The sequence below is a fragment of the Arthrobacter sp. SLBN-53 genome, assembly GCF_006715585.1.
GTDB classification, from domain to species: Bacteria; Actinomycetota; Actinomycetes; order Mycobacteriales; family Mycobacteriaceae; genus Mycobacterium; species Mycobacterium neoaurum_A.
Genome location: NZ_VFNN01000001.1, coordinates 3,272,066 through 3,291,358 on the forward strand (window position 1 = coordinate 3,272,066; position 19,293 = coordinate 3,291,358).

General features: G+C 67.7%; 18 protein-coding genes and 1 pseudogene. 8 read left to right on the forward strand and 11 right to left on the reverse strand.

The genetic code is table 11. From position 1 onward, the window contains the following. Nucleotides 1-43: 43 nt before the first annotated feature. Together mycP and eccE are read left to right on the forward strand one after the other, a co-directional pair. The gene (gene mycP, locus FBY28_RS15640; protein WP_286178114.1) at nucleotides 44-1,402 is read left to right on the forward strand and encodes a type VII secretion-associated serine protease mycosin; all 1,359 of its coding nucleotides are present in this window, start codon (nucleotides 44-46) and stop codon (nucleotides 1,400-1,402) included. Then, nucleotides 1,399-2,283: a type VII secretion protein EccE gene (gene eccE, locus FBY28_RS15645; RefSeq protein WP_141868227.1), complete on the forward strand. Its 885-nt coding sequence runs from the start codon at nucleotides 1,399-1,401 to the stop codon at nucleotides 2,281-2,283. The genes mycP and eccE overlap by 4 nt, the downstream gene beginning before the upstream one ends. A gap of 10 nt (nucleotides 2,284-2,293) precedes the next feature. Here eccE and FBY28_RS15650 read toward each other — a convergent pair whose 3' ends face one another. Next, nucleotides 2,294-3,484 carry an alpha/beta hydrolase family protein gene (locus FBY28_RS15650; RefSeq protein ID WP_141868229.1) on the reverse strand — a complete coding sequence of 397 codons (1,191 nt, stop codon included), beginning with the start codon at nucleotides 3,482-3,484 and terminating at the stop codon, nucleotides 2,294-2,296. 63 nt (nucleotides 3,485-3,547) lie between these two features. Then, nucleotides 3,548-4,435, reverse strand: a complete 888-nt coding sequence (locus tag FBY28_RS15655) for an amidohydrolase family protein (RefSeq protein WP_141868231.1) — start codon at nucleotides 4,433-4,435, stop codon at nucleotides 3,548-3,550. Nucleotides 4,436-4,479: 44 nt separating this feature from the next. Between FBY28_RS15655 and FBY28_RS15660 the strand changes: the two genes are divergently transcribed. Then, nucleotides 4,480-5,244 carry a trans-aconitate 2-methyltransferase gene (locus FBY28_RS15660; RefSeq protein WP_141868233.1) on the forward strand — a complete coding sequence of 255 codons (765 nt, stop codon included), beginning with the start codon at nucleotides 4,480-4,482 and terminating at the stop codon, nucleotides 5,242-5,244. Nucleotides 5,245-5,295: 51 nt separating this feature from the next. Here FBY28_RS15660 and cysN read toward each other — a convergent pair whose 3' ends face one another. From cysN to FBY28_RS15690, 6 genes are all read right to left on the reverse strand, one after another. After that, the gene (gene cysN, locus FBY28_RS15665) at nucleotides 5,296-7,146 is read right to left on the reverse strand and encodes a sulfate adenylyltransferase subunit CysN (RefSeq protein WP_141868235.1); all 1,851 of its coding nucleotides are present in this window, start codon (nucleotides 7,144-7,146) and stop codon (nucleotides 5,296-5,298) included. A gap of 1 nt (nucleotide 7,147) precedes the next feature. Further along, the gene (cysD, locus tag FBY28_RS15670) at nucleotides 7,148-8,068 is read right to left on the reverse strand and encodes a sulfate adenylyltransferase subunit CysD (protein ID WP_141868237.1); all 921 of its coding nucleotides are present in this window, start codon (nucleotides 8,066-8,068) and stop codon (nucleotides 7,148-7,150) included. After that, entirely contained in the window at nucleotides 8,065-8,865 is an 801-nt protein-coding gene (stf0, locus tag FBY28_RS15675; protein WP_030137406.1) for a trehalose 2-sulfotransferase, read from the reverse strand. The genes cysD and stf0 overlap by 4 nt, the downstream gene beginning before the upstream one ends. A gap of 65 nt (nucleotides 8,866-8,930) precedes the next feature. Then, a complete protein-coding gene (locus tag FBY28_RS15680; RefSeq protein ID WP_141868239.1) occupies nucleotides 8,931-10,301 on the reverse strand; it encodes a sulfatase family protein in 1,371 nt (456 codons plus the stop codon). Nucleotides 10,302-10,421: 120 nt separating this feature from the next. After that, nucleotides 10,422-11,138, reverse strand: coding sequence for an NUDIX hydrolase (locus FBY28_RS15685; protein ID WP_141868241.1), 717 nt, complete (start codon nucleotides 11,136-11,138; stop codon nucleotides 10,422-10,424). 9 nt (nucleotides 11,139-11,147) lie between these two features. After that, nucleotides 11,148-11,630 (reverse strand): hypothetical protein, encoded by a 483-nt coding sequence (locus tag FBY28_RS15690; protein WP_030137409.1) that lies wholly within the window; start codon nucleotides 11,628-11,630, stop codon nucleotides 11,148-11,150. A 58-nt stretch (nucleotides 11,631-11,688) separates the two neighbouring features. Between FBY28_RS15690 and FBY28_RS15695 the strand changes: the two genes are divergently transcribed. Continuing rightward, the gene (locus FBY28_RS15695) at nucleotides 11,689-12,366 is read left to right on the forward strand and encodes a phosphatase PAP2 family protein (protein WP_216847726.1); all 678 of its coding nucleotides are present in this window, start codon (nucleotides 11,689-11,691) and stop codon (nucleotides 12,364-12,366) included. Here FBY28_RS15695 and FBY28_RS15700 read toward each other — a convergent pair. Next, nucleotides 12,311-13,762 carry a bifunctional phosphatase PAP2/diacylglycerol kinase family protein gene (locus tag FBY28_RS15700; protein WP_141868243.1) on the reverse strand — a complete coding sequence of 484 codons (1,452 nt, stop codon included), beginning with the start codon at nucleotides 13,760-13,762 and terminating at the stop codon, nucleotides 12,311-12,313. The two genes, FBY28_RS15695 and FBY28_RS15700, sit on opposite strands and share 56 nt — an antisense overlap. Before the next feature lie 76 nt (nucleotides 13,763-13,838). Here FBY28_RS15700 and FBY28_RS15705 point away from each other — a divergent pair, with 76 nt between their 5' ends. Continuing rightward, the gene (locus FBY28_RS15705) at nucleotides 13,839-14,489 is read left to right on the forward strand and encodes a L,D-transpeptidase family protein (RefSeq protein ID WP_141868245.1); all 651 of its coding nucleotides are present in this window, start codon (nucleotides 13,839-13,841) and stop codon (nucleotides 14,487-14,489) included. Between the two features lie 22 nt (nucleotides 14,490-14,511). Here the strand turns inward: FBY28_RS15705 and FBY28_RS15710 are convergent, their stop codons facing one another. Further along, nucleotides 14,512-14,985: a nuclear transport factor 2 family protein gene (locus tag FBY28_RS15710; protein ID WP_216847727.1), complete on the reverse strand. Its 474-nt coding sequence runs from the start codon at nucleotides 14,983-14,985 to the stop codon at nucleotides 14,512-14,514. A 419-nt stretch (nucleotides 14,986-15,404) separates the two neighbouring features. On the opposite strand from FBY28_RS15710, the pseudogene FBY28_RS26415 reads away from it, so the two are divergent. The 3 genes and pseudogenes from FBY28_RS26415 to FBY28_RS15720 form a co-directional block, all read left to right on the forward strand. Beyond that, nucleotides 15,405-15,959: pseudogene (locus tag FBY28_RS26415) on the forward strand (Hsp70 family protein); the annotation flags it as partial. Nucleotides 15,960-16,063: 104 nt separating this feature from the next. Then, nucleotides 16,064-16,933 (forward strand): hypothetical protein, encoded by an 870-nt coding sequence (locus FBY28_RS26215; RefSeq protein WP_286178120.1) that lies wholly within the window; start codon nucleotides 16,064-16,066, stop codon nucleotides 16,931-16,933. A 158-nt stretch (nucleotides 16,934-17,091) separates the two neighbouring features. Continuing rightward, entirely contained in the window at nucleotides 17,092-17,766 is a 675-nt protein-coding gene (locus FBY28_RS15720; protein WP_141868249.1) for a VldE C-terminal domain-containing protein, read from the forward strand. A 17-nt stretch (nucleotides 17,767-17,783) separates the two neighbouring features. On the opposite strand, the gene FBY28_RS15725 is transcribed toward FBY28_RS15720, so the two are convergent. Beyond that, nucleotides 17,784-19,193, reverse strand: a complete 1,410-nt coding sequence (locus FBY28_RS15725) for a short-chain fatty acyl-CoA regulator family protein (RefSeq protein ID WP_216847730.1) — start codon at nucleotides 19,191-19,193, stop codon at nucleotides 17,784-17,786. Nucleotides 19,194-19,293 lie beyond the last annotated feature (100 nt).

Below are 19,293 nucleotides of genomic sequence, written 5' to 3' on the forward strand. Positions count from 1 at the left end.
CGGTGAGCGAACGTCAGCGCGCCGAAATCGCCGGGGGAGGGGTGTGACTTTCGCCGCTGCGGTCATGGTCGCCCTGGTGGCCAGCCCGGCGGCCGGCGCTGTGACGCCCCCGGAAGTGGACGCCGCCGTGGCACCCCCGCCGGGCACCGCGGGACCATTGCGCACCATGACCCAGCGCAGCGCGTGCTCGGTGACCGGGACGATCCCCGGCACCGATCCCGCCGCGGTGAGCCCCAACCAGCTGTCGCTGGACCTCGACGACGCGTGGCGGCACAGTCGCGGTGACGGCCAGACCGTGGCCGTGATCGACACCGGTGTGCAGCCAGGACCCCGGCTGCCCAATGTCGCTGCCGGCGGCGATTTCGTCGGCGCCACAGACGGACTGACCGACTGCGACGGACACGGAACCATGGCTGCCGGACTGATCGCCGGCCAGCCTGGTGACGACGGCTTCTCGGGGGTCGCCCCGGGTGCCCGGTTGCTGTCCATCCGGCAGACCTCCGGCAAGTACGCGCCGAACCAGCCCGGTGAGGATCCGGCAATCGCCGAGGCCAACAACGACATCGCGACGCTGGCGCGTGCGGTGGTGCGCGCCGCCGACCTGGGCGCCCAGGTCATCAACATCTCGTCGGTGGCCTGCGTGCCCGCGACCACCACCATCGACCAAAGCGAGCTCGGTGCAGCATTGCGTTACGCCGCAGTCGAAAAGGATGTCGTCATCATCGCCGCCGCCGGTAACACCGGCGGCGGTATCGCCGGCGGAACGGCCTGTACAGCCAACCCGCTGACCGACCCGAACCGTCCCGATGACCCGCGCAACTGGGCCGGCGTCACCTCGGTCTCGACGCCGTCGTGGTGGCAGCCCTATGTGCTGTCGGTCGGTGCGCTCGGCTCGGCGGGCGCACCCGCGGCGTTCAGCATGTCCGGTCCGTGGGTGGGCCTGGCCGCCCCGGGGGAGAACATCACCTCGATCAGCAACGGCCCCGACGGGGCTCTGGCCAACGGCCAGCCCGACGAGAAGGGCGAATTGACCCCGGTTTCTGGTACCAGTTATGCGGCTGCCTACGTCTCCGGCGTGGCCGCCCTGGTGCGCAGCAGGTTTCCCGAGCTCTCGGCCACCCAGGTGGTGCGCCGGTTGACCCTGACCGCCCGCGGAGCCGACCGCTCGCCATCATCGCTGGTGGGCGCGGGAACCGTCGACCCGGTTGCCGCCCTCACCTGGGATGTGCCGGGTCCCGGCAGTCCACCACGAACGACCAGAGATGTTGCGGCTCCGCCCGATCCGGTGACGCCCGATCACACCGGGCGCAATATCGCCTTCATCGGTGCGGGTCTGCTGGCATTGATCGCCACCGTGACGGCCGTGACCGCAACTCAACGACGGAAGGACACCGCCGCATGACGGTCCGACTCGCACTCGCGCTGCTGTTCATCGTGGCCGCAGTGCTGGCCTACCCCTACCGCGATGCCACCCAGCAGTGGGTTCTGGGTGTCTCTGTTGTCGTGGTGATTGCTCTCTTCGCCTGGTGGCGTGGGGAATTCGCGACGACCAAACTCGCCCGACGGTGGACGATCTGGCGAGGAAACCGCGGCGTTGCGCGCCGGCCCGCCCGTGCGACCGCCGCGACGGTGGTGCTGGGCATCGAGGATCCGCTGGATGACGAACTGCCGGTCGGGCTGATCGCCGGTTATGCCGATCGTTACGGACTGCGGCTGGACAAGGTGCGCATCACCAGCCGGGAGGCCGGCGGGCGTGTGCAGCATTGGATCAGCATGACCCTGGACGCCGAGGAGAACCTACCCGCACTGCAGGCACGTTCGGCGCAGATCCCCGTCACACAGACCACCGAGACCGTGGCCCGCCGCCTGGCAGACCATCTGCGGGAGGGCGGCTGGACGGTCACACCGGTGCAGCGCGCGCCGCGACCGGTGTCGGATTCGGCCAAGGAGACCTGGCGGGCCGTCACCGACGAGTCCGGTTTCCTGACCGCCTACCGGATTCCGGTCGATGCGTTGGCCGCCACGTTGGACCAGGTGCGGGCGTATCCTTGCGAGGAACGCTGGACGGCAGTCGAATTCGGCCCCGATTCGGTGACCGCGGTGGCTGCGCTGCGCTCGGCGGAACGGCCGACCGGAGTGCCCCCGATCGCGGCGCTCGCTGCGATCGGCGGACTCCAGCGGTCGACCCTGGATGCACTCGACCCCTTCTCTGCAGATCGGTTGCCCGGGCACCGTCGCGCCGGGACGATCGCCGATCAGGTGCGCTGGCCCTCGACGGTGTGACGCGGGAGGGTCAGAACATGTACGGCCGCAGGAATCGGGTCATCCGACGCAAGTAATCTGGCTGGCTGACGTGCAGCACGTGGTTGCCGGGGAACCAGTGGAATTTGCACCGGTCCCAGTGTCGCCAGAGCAGTTCGGCCTGCTGCGGCGGCGCCAGCTTGTCACCGAGTCCGGCGATGATAAGCCTGCGCTCCTTGGGGACCAGTGGCGCGTAGTTCAGCGGTGAATGGAACATCGTCGCGGCATCCGATCGCGACTTGTCCACGTTGCTCAGTCGATTTCCCAGGCGTACAAGCATATTCGCCGGGAACCAGTCGTCGAATGCGGCTTCGGGGGTGACGACCGGGACATTCGGGATGACCGCCTGGATGCGGTCGTCGACCGAGGCGATCAGTGCCGAGGTGTATCCGCCCAGCGACATGCCGGTCAGCGCGATTCGGTCGACACCGGTGTGCTCCAGATAGTCGATGACCGAACGGAAGTCGTGCACCGCCTGGGCCATCGCCTCGGCGAAACCGGGCATGCCATCGGCGAAATAGCCGTATCCGCTGTATGGCGAATCGGCTTCGGCGCGCATCCCGTGGAAGGGCAGCGTGTAGAGCAGTACGTCGTAGCCGGAGCGGAAGAACCACGGCAACGAGAAGAACAGGCCGTTGAACAGGTACGCCGACCCCATGAAGCCGTGAATCAGGCACAGGGTGGGCCGGGGACCGTCGCCGTGCACCCAGTGTTGCGCGTGCACGACATTGTTGCGTGAGTATCCCGCGCGCTGATCGCGAAGTGCCGGGTTGATCGCGCGGAAGCTGCTGTTGAAGCGGATGTTGTAGACCGAGCCGTGGGCGATCGACGATGCCAACAGGTTCGCCGGCCGTGAAGACACCCGAGGTGGTTCGGTCGGCGCGGGGAACGACAGCGTCGGATCATGCTCGGCCGCCAGGTCGATGTAGAACTGCAGCGCGGCATCCTCGTCGCGCACCGAGCCGGGACGCAGCGCCGCGCACGCCAGCTTGGGTAGCATCGCCGCCCCGACGATCGAGGCCACCGTGGTGCGCAACGCCAGGTCGGCAACCGCCGAGGCGTCCACCACCAGCCGCTGCCGGCTGGTCAGATCGACCCGCCTGGGCAGTCCACGGGCGGTCGCATCGGCGCCCGGGATATCGGGGACGGGGATCGGCGGATCGACCGGTTGCGCTTGGTTCACGGCTGCCTCTCTCGGGCTTTCGCGGGCCGACTGATGGTAGCCCGGTCGAACCGACGGTATCGGTCAGTCCGGATCGGGGGCGCCGAAGACCGCCGCGGCGTTGTGGTGGAACACCCCGCGGAGCCAGTCGTCGTCGATGCCGGGCAGATCACCGACGGCGCGCATCGCCGCGGCATAGGTGTAGGGGATGTTCGGGAAATCGCTTCCCCAGAGTATGCGGTGGCCCAGATCGCGTAACCGGGCATACTCGGTCGCCGGGAACGGCATGGTGCGCTCCATGAACGGCGTGAACGCCATGGTGGTGTCCAGGTACACGCCAGCATGTGCGGCCGCCATGTCCAGGAAATCGCTGTACTCGGGCCCACCCATGTGCGCCACGATGAGGCGTAGCCGCGGATGCCGGGCCAGTACCGCGCGGATCGGGTCCGGCCCGGTGTGGGTGCCGGGAGTGGGTCCCGAGCCACAGTGGGTGACCACCGGCGTACCGCTGTCTGCCAGCACCCCCCAGACATCGTCGAGCAGGGCATCGGTGGGGTCGTACCCGCCGACCTGGACGTGGGCCTTGAACACCCGCGCACCGCGTTCGATGGCCGCTGCCACGTACCGAGCGGCACCGGGCTCGGGAAAGAAGGTTGCGGTGGACAGACAGTCCGGGGTGTCGGCGGCAAAACGCGCTGCCCACTGGTTCAACCACTCGGCCATGTCCGGCTTGTGCGGATACACCAGCGAGGTGAAGGCGAGCACGCCGAAGGATCGCAGCGTGGCCAGACGCTCCCGCTCGTCGGCGCGGTAGGTGATGGGCCAGGGCCGTCCGGTCAACGGGCCGGCACTGTCGAAGTACTGCCAGACCTTGTCCATGACGTTCTTCGGCATGAAGTGGGTGTGTACGTCGATGATGCCGGGCAGGCCCAGTCCCTCGACGATCCGGCGCACCTCGGCTGTGTCGTCCATCGCCAGCCATCCTGTCAAAGGCGCCGACCGGGCAGACTCGGGGTATGTGGAATCCCGATACCTATCTGGCGTTCGCCGATCACCGCGGCCGCCCGTTCTTCGACCTGGTGAGCCGCGTGACCGCCGACGCGCCCCGTCGGGTGGTCGACCTCGGGTGCGGGCCGGGAAACCTGACCGAGACGCTGAGTCGGCGCTGGCCGGCGGCATCGGTGTCGGGTGTGGACTCGTCACCGGAGATGGTGGCCGCCGCCGGTGAACGGGGACTCGATGTCCGATTGGGCAGCATCGCGGACTGGTCACCCGAACCCGACACCGATGTCGTCGTCTCCAACGCCGCCTTGCAGTGGGTGCCCGAGCATCGGGAACTGCTGGTGAGCTGGGTGCAGCAGTTGGCGCCCGGGTCCTGGATCGCCTTCCAGGTTCCCGGTAACTTCTCCGCGCGGTCGCATGAGGCGGTGCGCGAGGTGGCACGCGATGCGGCATTCGCCGAGGCCTTGGGCGACATGCCGTTCCGCGAGGAAGACGTGGTGGGTACCCCGGCCGAGTACGCCGGCCTGCTGACCGACGCCGGGTGCACGGTGGATGCCTGGGAGACCACCTACCTGCACGAGTTACGTGGGCAGACACCGGTGTTGGACTGGATCACCGGTACCGCGCTGACGCAGGTGCGCGAACGGCTGTCCGCGCAGGATTGGCAGCGCTACCGGGAGGCCATCATCCCGCTGCTGGCGAAGGCATACCCGGCCCGCGCGGACGGTGTCACGTACTTCCCGTTCCGCCGGATCTTCGTGGTGGCCCAGTTGCGGTGATTTGTGGAGTCTCAGCCGTGATGGCCGCGGGTGAAACTCCACAAATCGCGATCAGTCGAGCAGTGCGATGACCCTGGCGACCAGGTCGTCGATATCGGCACCGGTGGTGTCGACCACCAGATCCGGGTTCTCCGGGGGCTCGTAGGGCGCGTCGATCCCGGTGAGCCCCTTCAGTTCGCCCGCCCGGGCCCTGGCATAGAGGCCCTTGGGATCGCGGCGCTCGCACTCGGCAACCGGGGTCGCGACGTGCACCTCCAGGAACGGCAGCTTGGCCGCATCGTTGAGGGTGCGGGCCAGTTCGCGGTCGGACCGCAGCGGTGAGACCAGGGAGGCCAGCGCCACCACACCGGCGTCGGCGAGCAACCGCGTCAGGTGCCCGACCCGGCGGATGTTCTCGGCCCGGTCACCGGCCGAGAAGCCCAGATCATCGGACAGGCCGTGGCGCAGATTGTCACCGTCGAGCAGGTAGGCCACCCGCCCCGATTCGACCAGTGCGCGCTCCACGGCGACGGCCAGCGTCGACTTGCCGGACGCGGGCAGGCCGGTGAACCAGATGGTGGCACCGCGCTGACCGGTTCTGCCCCAGCGGTATTCGCGATCCAGTGAGGACGGATGCCACTTGATGTCGGAGCGGTTGTGTCCGCTGGGCTTGACCTCGCGGGGCTCTGTGATGATGCCCGCACCGACGGTGTCATTGGACACCTCGTCGATGAGGATGAAGGCACCACTGTCCCGGTTGTCGGCATAGGCATCGGCCACCACCACCGAGCTGGTGCGCAACGTGATCGAGCCGATGTCGTTGAGGGCCAGCTCCACCGGGCCGTCCACCTCGTCGAGTGTCTCGGGATCGAGCTTGGTGTGCAGTTCCTGCACGGTCGCCCGCACGGTGCGGGTGCCCTGCTTGAGCGCCAGCCGGTCGCCGGCGCGCAGCGGCTCGTCGAGGAACCAGCACACCGTGGCATCCAGCTCACGCGCCAGTATCGGCAGCGACGCATTCTCGGCGGCGCTGACGAACACGTCACCGCGGCCGACGTCGATATCGTCGGCCAGCTCGATCGAGACCGACAGCGGCGCAACGGCTGTCGTCCTGTCATCATCGAGGGTGTCCAGCACCGTGACCGTGGAGCGGGTGCCTGCCGGCAGGCTGACCACCGGATCGCCGACCTTGAGGGTGCCGGCCGACAACCGTCCGGTGTACCGGCGGCGCTGTTGAGCGGTGGGTCGCGACACCCACTGCACCGGTAACCGCAGACTGGCCGGATCGGGCTGCGGCGCGGCCAACTCCACCGTCTCCAGATACTCCAACAGGGTGGGCCCGGTGAACCACGGCGTGTTGGCCGAACGGTGCACGACGTTGTCGCCGAGCTTGGCCGCGATGGGGATGACGGACAGGTCGGCACCACCGAGCCGGTCGGCGACCTGCTGTAGTTCGCGCTCCACCGCGCCGAATCGGCCCTCGTCGAAGTCGACCAGGTCGATTTTGTTCACTGCGGCGACAAAATTCTTGATGCCCAACAGCTTTGCGATACGGGCGTGCCTGCGGGTTTGCCGCAGCACGCCGGCGCGGGCGTCGACCAGCAGGATGGCCACGTGTGCGTTCGAGGCGCCGGTGAACATGTTGCGGGTGTAGCGCTCGTGGCCGGGAGTATCGGCCAGGATGTAGCTGCGGGTGTCGGTCGAGAAGAACCGGTAGGCGACATCGATGGTGATGCCCTGCTCGCGCTCGGCGCGCAGACCGTCGGACAGCGCGGCCAGATCGGCCACCCCGTCGGCGTCGGTCACGGCTTCGAGGTGGTCGAGCGGCAGGCTGTCGGTGTCATGCAGCAGCCTGCCGATCAGGGTGCTCTTACCGTCATCGACCGATCCGGCGGTGGTGATGCGCAGTAGCTGACGGGTCGTCATGTCAGAAGTACCCTTCCCGCTTACGGTCTTCCATCGCCGCGACCGAGGTCCGGTCGTCGGCGCGGGTCTCGCCCCGCTCGGACACGGTGGCCGCCGAGATCTCGGCGATGACCCGGTCGATGGTGGTGGCCTGCGACCGGACCGCACCGGTGATGGTCAGGTCACCGACGGTGCGGTAGCGCACCCGCTCCACCGCCGCGGACTCCCCGTCGACGGGTTTGGCGTACTCCGAGACCGCGAGCAGGATGCCGTCGCGCTCGAACACCTCGCGTTCGTGGGCGAAGTAGATCGACGGCAGCTCAAGGTTTTCCAGCTCGATATAACGCCAGATGTCGATCTCGGTCCAGTTCGACAGTGGGAACACCCGCACCTGCTCGCCCTTGCGAATGCGCCCGTTGTACAGCGACCACGGCTCGGGCCGTTGGGCTCGTGGATCCCACTGCCCGAACTCGTCGCGGAAGCTCAGGATGCGCTCCTTGGCGCGGGCCCGCTCCTCATCGCGGCGTGCGCCGCCGAATGCGGCATCGAACCCGCCGGCCTCCAGGGCATCGAGCAGCGTGCGGGTCTGCTGCCGATTGCGTGAGGCGCCGGGCCCCGGATCGGCGACGCGGCCGCTGTCGATGGTCTCCTGCACCGACGCCACGATCAGCTTGTGCCCGGCTCCGGTCGTACGCCGGTCGCGGAACTCGATGACCTCCTCGAAGTTGTGCCCGGTATCCACATGCAGCACCGGGAACGGCAAGGGCAGCGGGCGAAAAGCCTTTTCCGCCAACCGCAAGAGCACGATCGAGTCCTTACCCGCGGAGAACAACAGCACCGGGCGCTGCAACTCGGCGGCCACCTCGCGGATGATGTGCACGGCCTCGGCCTCCAACAACCGCAGCTCGTCGACGCGCTCGATGGCGCCCTCGGCAGAAGTCATGTCGGCAACCCTTCCCGGTGTGCGTCGGCGCGATATCGGTCCACCCACTCGTCCGAACGTTGGTCGGCCTGACGTTCCAGCACCGGCTCGGGTGCCAGCCGCGGATCGAGTCCCAGCCGTTGCAGGACATCGCCGACGACGGTGGTGAGGTTGCGCCAGAGGTAGGGATAGGACACATCGAGGGGTTCGATGCCCTCCTCGGCGAACCAGTTCCGCCAGCCCTCCTCTTGCGCGCGCAGCATGGTGATCACGTGCGCGATCGCCCCGGCGTGATACTCGGCACGGGCGTCGCGCACCGGATCGGGGCGTCCGCGCCAGACCCGGGTCTGCACCGCGCGCCAGAACGAGACGGCCTGGGACACCACATCCGGGCGGTAGACGTGTACCAGGACCGGATCACTGCCGACCACATCGCGGATGGCCGATAGCAGGCCGGTACCGGATCTATCGGGCAGTCCGGCCGCACGGTCGAGCAGCAACGGCGTCTGATTCCACATCAGCTTGCCACCCCAGATCCCGTTGGGGGTCCGGCCGACGGTCTGGATGTAGTCACGCCAGATCGCCGGCGGCGCAAGATCGGGCTTGCCCTCGTCGAGGGGATCGAGCAGGCGCAGGATCGACTCGTCCTCGACTCCGGCGAACCACTGCCGCGGCTGCGGTGATTGGCTGGTGGTCGGCAGGTATTGGAAGAACTCCTGCGGTTCACCGGCGACGCCCGTCGCGCGCAGCGATTCGACGAGCAGAGTGCTTCCGCTGCGCTGCGACGCGAGGACGAGATACGCCTTCGAGTGGGCCATGGGCGAGACTCTAATGGCAATTGTTCCGCCTCGTAGACCTGGTATTCAGGTCACCGCGAGTATAACTATTGCGTTGATTTGGACGTGTCTTCGATGCCCCGTTCGGTCGCTTTTGCCGACCTGCTCAGAGCAGGCCATTCCAGAATGGTCTTGTAGGTCTGGGTGTAGCGCTCCGAGATCCGCGTTCCGGCGAATTCGGACGGGATGACGTCGTTGGTCTGCTGTCGCCAATCGTTGAGCCGCAGCGCCAAGTCGCGTGCCACGGCCTCCATTTCCGCTGGAAGAGGGCCATCGAAGAGGTTACGTGACTCGCCGGGGTCGACCCGCAGGTCGTACAGCTCGCGCGCCGGCCGGGGACCGCTCACCTGCGGTCCGACGGCGGCGCCGGGTGCGCTGTCGGCGATATCCCACGGCAGGTCCAGAAGTGGTCGGGAGGCGTAATTCTCGATATAGGAGAATTCCTTCGTCCGAATTGCGCGAATCGGATCGAAAGAATCGTGATAAGTCTTTGTCGAATACACTTCATCACGCGGTGATTCCCCGGTCCCGACGAAAGCCTCCGCATGCGAGATGCCGTCCACCTCGTCGGGCACCTCGACGCCAAGCAGGTCCAGCAGCGTGGGCACCAGATCGACACCGCTGAACAGTTCGTCGTACGCCCGGGCAGGCACCGCGGACCCGGTCGGCGGCCGCACGATCATGGCGATGCCGGTACCTGCCTCGTACAGCGTCGACTTGGCCCGGGGCAGAGCAGGGCCGTGATCGGTCATGAACACCACCCAGGTGCTGCAGTCCAGACCGGTCTCGGCCAGCGTGTCCAGCAGTTCGCCGACGGCGGCGTCGGCGACGGTGATGGACCCGTAGAAGTCCGCGAGATCCTCTCGGACGGCCGGGGTGTCGGGCAGATAGTCGGGCAGGTCGACGGCAGCAGGGTCGGCCGGTGTGTAGCGGTCGTGTGGGTAGGGCCGGTGCGTCTCGAAGAAGCCTGCAGTCAGCAGGAAGGGTTCGGTCGGCCTGCGCCGCAGCCATCCGGTGGCCTGCTCGACGACGTATTCGCAGTAGGAATTGGAGACGTCGAACTCGTCGAAACCCAGCCGCGAGGGATATGACGTCTCGTGCTGCATACCGAACAACGCGGTGCGCCAACCGGATCGGGACAGGATGGCGGGCAGCGTCTGGACCCCGGCGCGGTACTCCCAGCCGTGGTGGGCCAGGCCGACCAATCCGTTGGTCTGCGGGTAGCGGCCGGTGAACAGGGAGCCACGCGAGGGCGAGCACAGTGGCGCGGTGGCGTGGGCGCGGGTGAGCAGGATGGACTCGGCGGCAAACCTGTCCAGTCGCGGGCTGTGTACGTCGGGGTGGCCGTACACCCCGAGATAACGGCCGAGATCATGCCAGTGCACGATCAACACGTTCTCGCGTCGCGCCTCGGTCACGCGCCACCTCCTGTTCGTCCCTTCGCAATATTCCACAGTGGCGGTCCCGCGCGCACAGCGGTTTTCGCGCAGGCCGATCGTCGCACTGTCGAAGGAGGGGCGAATGCGCTAGTGGCTACGCTATTTCCAGGCGAAGACCGGTTGCTCGAGCTGGTCTACCGCATCGGCGCGGCCTTCCATGCCCAACCACCGCAACTGCAGCAGGACCGCGCCGGTCGGGGCGTGGATCAGGTCGTGGCCCAACGGAATCTGCACCACCGGCCGAGGGCTCTCGGGGATGGTGACGAATCGCGGGGAGTCGGGACGCTGGAGTTGGTGCAGGCCCACCCGGTAGACGGCGACGACCTCGTCGGGGGAGGGAGCGAGGTCCAGTCTGCCGCCGCCCCACAGAACCACCGGGGTGATGACATATCCCGACCTGGTCGGGTAGTCGTCGAGCAGTCCGAGAACCGCATCGCCGCCGAGCTCGACGCCGACTTCCTCGTGCAGTTCGCGCAGTGCCGCATCGATCACCGACTCGCCCGGATCGAGCCGACCACCGGGCAGTGCCCATTGGGCGGCATGCGAATTGAGCCGCGACGCCCGCCGGCACAGCAGGAACGATGCCCCGCCGGACACATCGATCATGCGGCCGTCCAGGCTGTCCGGCATCGGCCGGCCGGCGATCCAGTCCTCGACGGGTGCCGGGTCGACGCGGTCCTCGCCGACGCGTGAGTCGACCAGGGTCACGGCAACGGCGGCGTGCCGCTTGGTCGGGTCGGTGACGGTACGACGGGTGTGGGCTGCGAGGTTGGCGCGGATCCGGTCGCGCAGCGCGGTGTCGTAGGGAACGGTCATGGCGTGACCCTACGGGTGGTAGGGCACCCCGACGGCACGGAAGACGAACTCCGGCGGCACGTCGTAGGCCAGCGACCGGCGCGGCAGCCGCGCCAGCAGGTCCTCTGGCAGCGGTTCCTTGTAGTGCAGCGACAGCGTCCCCGAACAGCGCGGGTCGACCGCGGCGATGTCGACATCGAGCACCAGTCCGGCCACCGAGAGATCGGCGGTGACGGTGCCGGATTGCACGGCGTCCCAGCGCTGGTCGATGGTGCGGCCGGCCAGCTTCGGCATGGTCGACAGGGTGGCCAGCACCCGCTGTTCGGTGATCACCAGGGAACCGGTGAAACTGGAGACGCTGCCTGCGGATCGTTTGCCGGGAACCTGGCCCGAGAACCGGCGGGTCACCGCGACGTACTCGGCGAGGTGGAGAATTCCTTCTGCCTCGACCTCGGCGCGCAGCTCACCGGGAAGTTTGCCGATCCTCAGCCACTTACGCAGAAGTACCGCCATGCAGCGAACCCTACGCCAACCGCCGAGATCGGGTCGTCGGTCACTTACCCTCGATGAGGTGACCAGTTCTCAGCACCGCCTGGCGGCCACTTCTCGACACCGCATAGCGGTCACGGCCGCGGCGATCGTGTTCCTGGTGTCGCTCGGCGGTGTCCTGGGCCACTGGGCCTGGATGACGGATGCGGACTGGACGGTGCTTGACCCGCTGTACCGGTACGGATCGGCTCATCCGGTGTGGGTGGACGGCTGGAATCTGCTCTGCAATGTGCTGCATCCAGCCGTGTTCCGGGTGCTCGCGCTGGTCTGGATCGGGTATGCGCTGCTGCGCGGCCAGTACCACGTCGCCCTCTTCCTCACCCTCACCGTCGAGGCGTCCGCTCTGCTGGTGCTGGTGCTGAAATTGGTGATCGACAGGCCGCGCCCGAACACCGCGCTCGTCGGCGAGATGTCCTCGTCGTTCCCGTCGGGGCACGCACTGGGTGTCGCTGCCGCGGTGACCGCGCTGCTCATGGCCGGCTGGCATCAGCTGCGGCGTTGGCGGACAACGGTTGTGGTGATCGGCGTGCTGAGCGTGGTCGCGGTCGGCGTCGGCAGGGTGGTGCTCAACGTGCACCACCCCTCCGATGTGTTGGCGGGCTGGGCGCTGGGATACCTGTGGACGTTGGCGTGGCTGCCGGTGCTCAGACGTTCCGAGGCAGCGGACGAAACACTGGCAGCGAGCGATAGCGATTCTTGAAGGTCGCCTCCTGGCAGACGATCTCGACCTCGCCGTCGTGGGCGATCCGGGTGGGCCCGTCGACTGCGGTGAAGCTGAACTCGGGCACCCGCAGTTCGTGATAGAGCGGGCTGTGTACCAGGCGGCCGGTCGCCAGCGCGGCAAGGATGCGCGGGGTGGCGAACCTGGGGCCGGTCTCCAGGATGCGGACATCGATCAGTCCGTCGTCCATCCGGACCCGGCGCGACGGGGCGAAGCCGGACGGTGAGTACAGCGAATTGCCAAGGAAGAACAATGATGTCTGCACGGTCTTGTCGTCGTAGCGGATGCGCACGCTGGCATCGCTGCGCAAGGTGCGGAACAGGGCGTACACGCCGGCCACGGGCTTTCCGATCCGCTTCTCCAGTTTTTCGCGGATTCGGACGAATTTCGGGTAGGCGCCGATGCTGGCGGTGTTGACGACGGTGTCGGTGTCGTTGAAGGCGATGGTGTCGACGTAGGCGGCCGACCCGGCGCGTAGCGCCTCGACGGTGGCGGCGACGGTATCGCACCCGATGTCCTTGGCGAAGTGATTGAACGTGCCGCCAGGGAAGACCGCCAGGGGCACCCCGGCCTGCAGTGCGATCCCGGCCGCGCAGGACACGGTGCCGTCACCGCCACCGACGGCAAGCACCTCCGCCCGCCCGGCGGCCTCGCGGAGCTTCTCGGTGATGTCCTCGTCGTCTCCGACCTCGACGATCTCGGCCTTGGGCAGCGACTGTCGGACCTCGTCGAGAATGCGCGCCCCGGTGCCGCTTCCAGAGTTCGGGTTCACGACAAGGATGACGCCATCGCCGTCGGGCCGCGCCTCGGTCTGGTAGCGGCGGGGATTGCCCGCCGTGATGGGCGGTTCCACGATCGTCGGCACGACGGCGGCACCGGCCAGCGCCACGGCGGTGCCGATACCGAAACCGGCAAGCACGTCACCGGGGTAGTGCGCACCGGTGGCGACCCGGGACAGTCCGACCAGGCCGGCCAGCACTCCAAGACCGACACCGAGCGACCGGTTCTCCAGTCCGACCCCGACGGCGAAGGCCGCCGCGCTGGCGGAATGGCCGGAGGGCAACGAGTTGGAGGTCGGCATCCGGCGCGAGCGGCGAAGCAGCGGCACCATCGAATGGTCGGGCCTGGGCCGTTTCCAGATGCGCTTGGCGCCCTGATTGGTGAGCAGGCTGGTGAACGCGAGCGTGAGCACCCCACGCGCGGCCCCGCGCCGCATCGACGGTGATCCCGTAGCCGTGAGCGCCGCGGCGATGGCGAACCAGAGCTTGGAATGATCGGCCGCCGAGGTCAGCCGCGGCATGACCTTGTCCAGGAACGGACTGTCGGACTCGGCGACGGCGTCGAAGATGCGGCGGTCGAGCGTTCCGAGTCCCATGGCCTTCAACCTATCCAACCGGATCGTGTCTGAAACTTGACTTGACCCGCGTGCGCGAGGCGCCGACGATTGACCGATGCGCCGACTGCTCGCCATGGCGTGTGCGCTCTGGTTGGCGTGCGCCGTCGCACCCGTTGCCCGTGCCGCCGACACGCCCTGGTTCGTCGACTCGGTCGGCTCGGCCACCCAGGTGATTTCTGTGGTGGGAGTGGGTCCCACCACCGCCAAGATGGATGTCTGGGAGCGGACCGCGGCGGGCTGGGAACCGATCGGCGTCGGCATCCCCGCCGATATCGGGTCCGCCGGAATGGCCGAGGACATCAGCGAGGGCTCGATGAAGACGCCGATGGGCATCTTCTCGCTGGACTTCACCTTCGGAACCGAGCCCAACCCCGGCGGTGGGCTGCCGCATGTGCAGGTCGGCCCCGATCACTGGTGGGATGGCGATGAGGACAGCCCCACCTACAACACCATGCAGGTGTGCAAGCGCGACGAGTGCCCGTTCGGCATCGAGGGCACCGCGACCGAGAATCTGCAGATACCTCAGTACGCCCATGCCGTGGTGATGGGCGTCAACAAGGCCAGGGTGCCCGGGGCGGGCAGTGCCTTCTTCCTGCACACCACCGGGGGTGGGCCGACCGCGGGCTGTATCGCCATCGACGACGACATGATGGTGAAGATCATGCGCTGGCTGCGGCCCGGCGCGCTGATCGCGGTGTCCAAGTAACTGGTGTCCAGTAACTCCGGTCTCAGATGTTGAGTGCGCGACCGGGTTTCAAGTTGAAGTTCAACCCCTCCAGCGACATCGTGGCGTCATAGGTGCGGTCGTAGGAGGTCGCACTGATCTTCCAGCCTTCGTCGGTGCGCCGGTAGCGGTCGTGGTAGAACGCGGCGCCGATGAGCATGAAGTTGAACTCCGGTGCGATGACGCGATCCTGCAGGTACCAGGTGGCCGACGCCTCGTCGGGACCGTCGAAGGTGATCTCGGGGTGGTCGACGCGGTGTTCGGTGTAGATCGTCGGCCCCAGTGAGGTGCGCATGAAGTCCACGAGGGCGTCGCGGTCGGTGAAGTGCAGTTCGTTGCCCAGCGACGGCCCGTAGTCACCTCTGACGTCCTCGACCAGTGTCTGGGCGAAATCGTCCCAGTGCTTGGAGTCCAGGGCGCGCAGGTAGCGGTACTTGACCTGCTTGATGTCGTGCATATCGCGTGCAATGTCTGCCATGCCCGACATCACAACACAGCCTTCGGTCGATGTCTGGAACTCCGGCCAGACCGGCGGTGTCCGGCCTGCCGCCGACCGGGCCGCCGGTTAGGGTGGGCCCAATGAGCGACCCGTTGGGGTTGTCGATCGGCACGACCAATCTGGTTGCTGCTCGGGTCGGCGACCAACCAGTGACACGGCGCGCGGTGCTGACCCTTCCCACCGACGGCGCGCCGGAGATCGGCGTGCCGTCCGGGCGTCCCGGCCAGGTGCTCTCCGGTTTCGTTGAACGGGTGGGCGATCCGGTGCCACTGGTGGCCGCCGACGGATCGTCCTACCTGGCCGACGATCTTCTGGTGGAGGCCCTGGAAGCGCTGGTCGGCCCGACCGGGTCCGGGCAGACGGTGATTGCGGTACCCGCGCACTGGACTCCGGCCACCATGCGGGTCCTGCGCGCGGCATTGCGCGCGAACCCGGTCCTTTCCCCTGGGGGAGCACCGCCACGGCTGGTATCCGATGCCGTCACCTCGTTGACCGCGCTGAACGCCAACCCGGGCCTGAACGCACGCGGGGCGGTGGTCCTCATCGACCTCGGCGGTGGTGGCACCAGCATCACGCTGGCCGACGCCGACGCCGGATTCGAGCCGATCGACGAGACGGTGCGGGTGGCCGACTTCTCCGGTGACCTCATCGACCAGGCGTTGTTGGGTCGTGTGCTCGCCGATGTCAACGACGCGGACCCGGCCGCGACGGCCGCGGTCGGGCAGCTCGGGGTGCTGCGTGAGCAGTGCCGGCAGGCCAAGGAACGGTTGTCGGGGGCGACCGCCACCGAGGTGCCCGTGGACCTTCCTGGTGTCCGCTCGGTGGTCCGGGTGACCAGGGCCGAATTGGAATCGCTGCTGGTCGAGCCCTTCGCCTTGGTGCTCTCCGAACTGGACAACCTGTTGCAGCGCAACAGAATCGGATGGTCGGATATCTCGGTGATCGCCACCGTCGGTGGCGGAGCCAGTATCCCGCTGGTCACCCAGAAACTGTCCGAGCACACCAGGACACCGGTGGTGAACACGCCGCAACCTGCACTCGATGCCGCCTCGGGGCGGTGCTGCGGGCGGCCTATGGCACCGATACCGGCGCGCAGACCGGGATGGCTCCGGCGGTCGGCGCAGATGCGCCGACCAGTCTGGCGCCGGCGGCGGCGATCACCCATGACCCGTCCGGATCGTCGACATTCCGTGCGCTGGCCTGGTCCGAGGACGGCGATGGCGGTAACGAGCCGGTGCCCTACACCGGCCCCGAGGACTATCCGAGTGTCAATCCCTATCTGGCCGACCCTTACCTCGTCGACGAGGCCACCCACGTGGTGTCGGAGCAGGAACCGTCGATGTACGCCGACGAGCCGCGGGGGTTGCCGCGGGTGCCCATGGCGGTCTTCGCCGCGGTGGGCCTCATCTCCCTCGTCGCGCTCGGAGGGGTGGCGATCGCCTTGACCGGAACCTCGGAGAGCCCGGCGCCCACCCCGTCGACCGCCCCGGTGACCGGTGTGTTGACACCGCCACCGGCCGAACCCGCCGCACCGGTGGAGCCGCCGCCCGTCACCGTGACCCAGGCGCCCGCGCCGCCGCCGGAGCCGGTGGCGCCGCGTCCCGAACCGGTCGCGCCGGTGGTCCCCACGACGACCGTCACCACGACGCCGCCGACCACGACGACCACCACGCCGACGACGACCACCACCACCACCACGACGACCACGACGACGACCACCACGACCACCACGACGACGCCGCCGACCACCACGACGACGGTCACCACCACGACTCCTCCGGTGACGACGACGACTGTTCCGCCGGTCACCACCACGCCCGCGGTGACCACCACCCAACCGGCGATGACCACCACATATCTGGAGATCCCTTTGCTGCCGCCGATACCGATCCAGGTGCCCAACCAGGGAGTTCCGGCGGGACCGTGACCCCCGGGTGGGCCCTCACCTGCACCGATAGTTTTTGCGAAGAGTTGAGCCGCCGCGACACGCCGGGTTATAGTCCCGGGGTCAAAGTCACGAATGTGTAACGGGAAGCAATCGCCACGGTCTCGGTGATTGCTGAACCAGTTCGTTAGGTGCGGTGAATGGCGCGACATGGAACGGCGAGCGGCCGCTATCGGTCGTCAGCGGCTCTTGCCGCGATCTTGGCCCCGGCGGCCATCGTGTTCTCGGTCGGCGCCGAGGCCCGCCCCCAGGTGCCCCAGGAGCCCGTGACGGTCGTCAGCGCCGCCGCACCGGTCGTGCCCGGTGTGGAGATCGTCACCGCGCCCGCCGACTTCGCCTGGAACTCGTCGACGGTCTCGGCCGCGGCGCCCGCGACGCCGACCGCACAGCTGGTCGCCGCATCCCGCTGGCGTCCCGACAACCGCCCGCTGCTGCTGCCTCCCGGGGTAGCCCCCGAACACGGACTGCAGGTCAAGACCATCCTGGCTGCTCGCGCAATCAGCGTTGTCTTCCCCGAGATCCGCAGCATCGGCGGCGTCCGCCCCGACGCACTGCGCTGGCACCCCAACGGACTGGCCCTGGACGTGATGATCCCGAATCCGGGCAGCGCGCAGGGAATCGCACTCGGCAACCAGATCGTGGCCTACGTGATGAAGAACGCCGCCCGCTTCGGCATGCAGGACGCCATCTGGCGCGGCACCTACTACACCCCGACCGGGGCATCCGGGTCGGGCGGTTACGGCCACTACGACCACGTGCACGTCACCACGACCGGCGGCGGTTACCCGACCGGCGACGAGGTCTACTACCGCTAGTTCGGTCCGCGGGCCGGTCAGCCGGCAGGCGGATAGGGCAGATTGCTGCTGGTCTGCGGATCCACCTGGACCGGTCGCCCCACGTAGGGAAATGCCCGCTGCGGGCACGCCGCCCGGTCGCAGATGCGGCAGCCGGCGCCGATCGGCACGGTGGCCTCGGCGTCGGCGAGATCGATACCCACCGAATAGACCAGCTTGTCGGCATGGGCCAGATCGCATCCCAACCCGATCGCGAAACTCCTCGGAGTTCCCAGATACCGGCTGGGTGGGGACACCGATGTCTTCGCCAGCCAGAAGTAGCTGCGGCCGTCGGGCATCTGCGCCACCTGGGTGAGGAATTCCCCGGGCCTGGAGAAGGCATGGTGAACCACCCACAGAGGGCAGTTGCCGCCGACCCGGGAGAAGTGGAAGGCGGTGGCGGACTGCCGTTTGGAGATGTTGCCCGCACTGTCGGTGCGGACGAAGATGAACGGGACCCCGCGGGCGTCGGGACGCTGCAGAGTCGACAACCGGTGACAGATGGTCTCGAAACCGACATCGAAATTGCGTGCGAGCTGGTCGATGTCATAGCGCAACGACTCGGCAGCCGACAAGAAGATCCGGTAGGGCAATAGCAGGGCGCCTGCGAAATAGTTCGCCAACCCGATGCGCGCGACATCGCGCGCCTCGGCACTGAGCTGGTCGTCGGTGGTCACGATCGAGGAGATCAGATCCGAGTGCAGTTGCAGCGCCAGCTGGGTGGCCAACTGGAAGGCGCGCTGTCCTGGGAGCAGCCAACGTGCCAGTAGAAGTGTCCGGGTGTCCGGTTCGTAGCGTCGTTTGACGTTGGGCCCGAGGCGATCTCCGCTATCGACGACGACCGATATGGCGAACTCGTCGAACAGTAGCTCGGCCAGTTGCCCGTCCATGCCTCCGATGCGCAGACCGCGCCGGACGAAGAGATCCTCGGCGGCACGGTCGAGCGCGTCGATGTAATTGCGTCGGTCGTAGAAGAAGTCGCGAACCTCCTCGAAGGGCATCGGCTGTTGGGTACCGCCGTGAAGCTCGGAATTGGCGCGAGCGTGCACGGTTTCGAGTTCGGCCACCGCATCGTGCAGTCGCCGGTGCAGGTTGACCACGGTCTGCCCGACCTCGGGCATGCGTGCGACCAACTCCTCGATCTGGGTCGTCGTCGAGGACCCCTCGGCCAGGATCTCGCGGAGGTCGGATACCAGCCGAGCATCGGAATCGGGCGCGAAGTAGTGCGTCGGGAGATCGAAGCGATCCGAGAGCGCGAGCAGTACGGGGACGGTGATGGGGCGCTGGTCGTTTTCCAGCTGGTTCACATAACTCGTGGACAGCCCCAGGGCGCGCGCCAGCGCGACCTGAGTCAGGCCCTTCTCGTCCCTGAGCCGCCGTAGCCGGGCTCCCGCGAATGTCCTCGCCACCACGGCAAACCCTAGCGCACCGGCCTTACACAACATTCGCAAAGTGCGTCGACAATGGACGCAAAATTACGCATTTACAGGTTCTTTCGCATGTCATCGC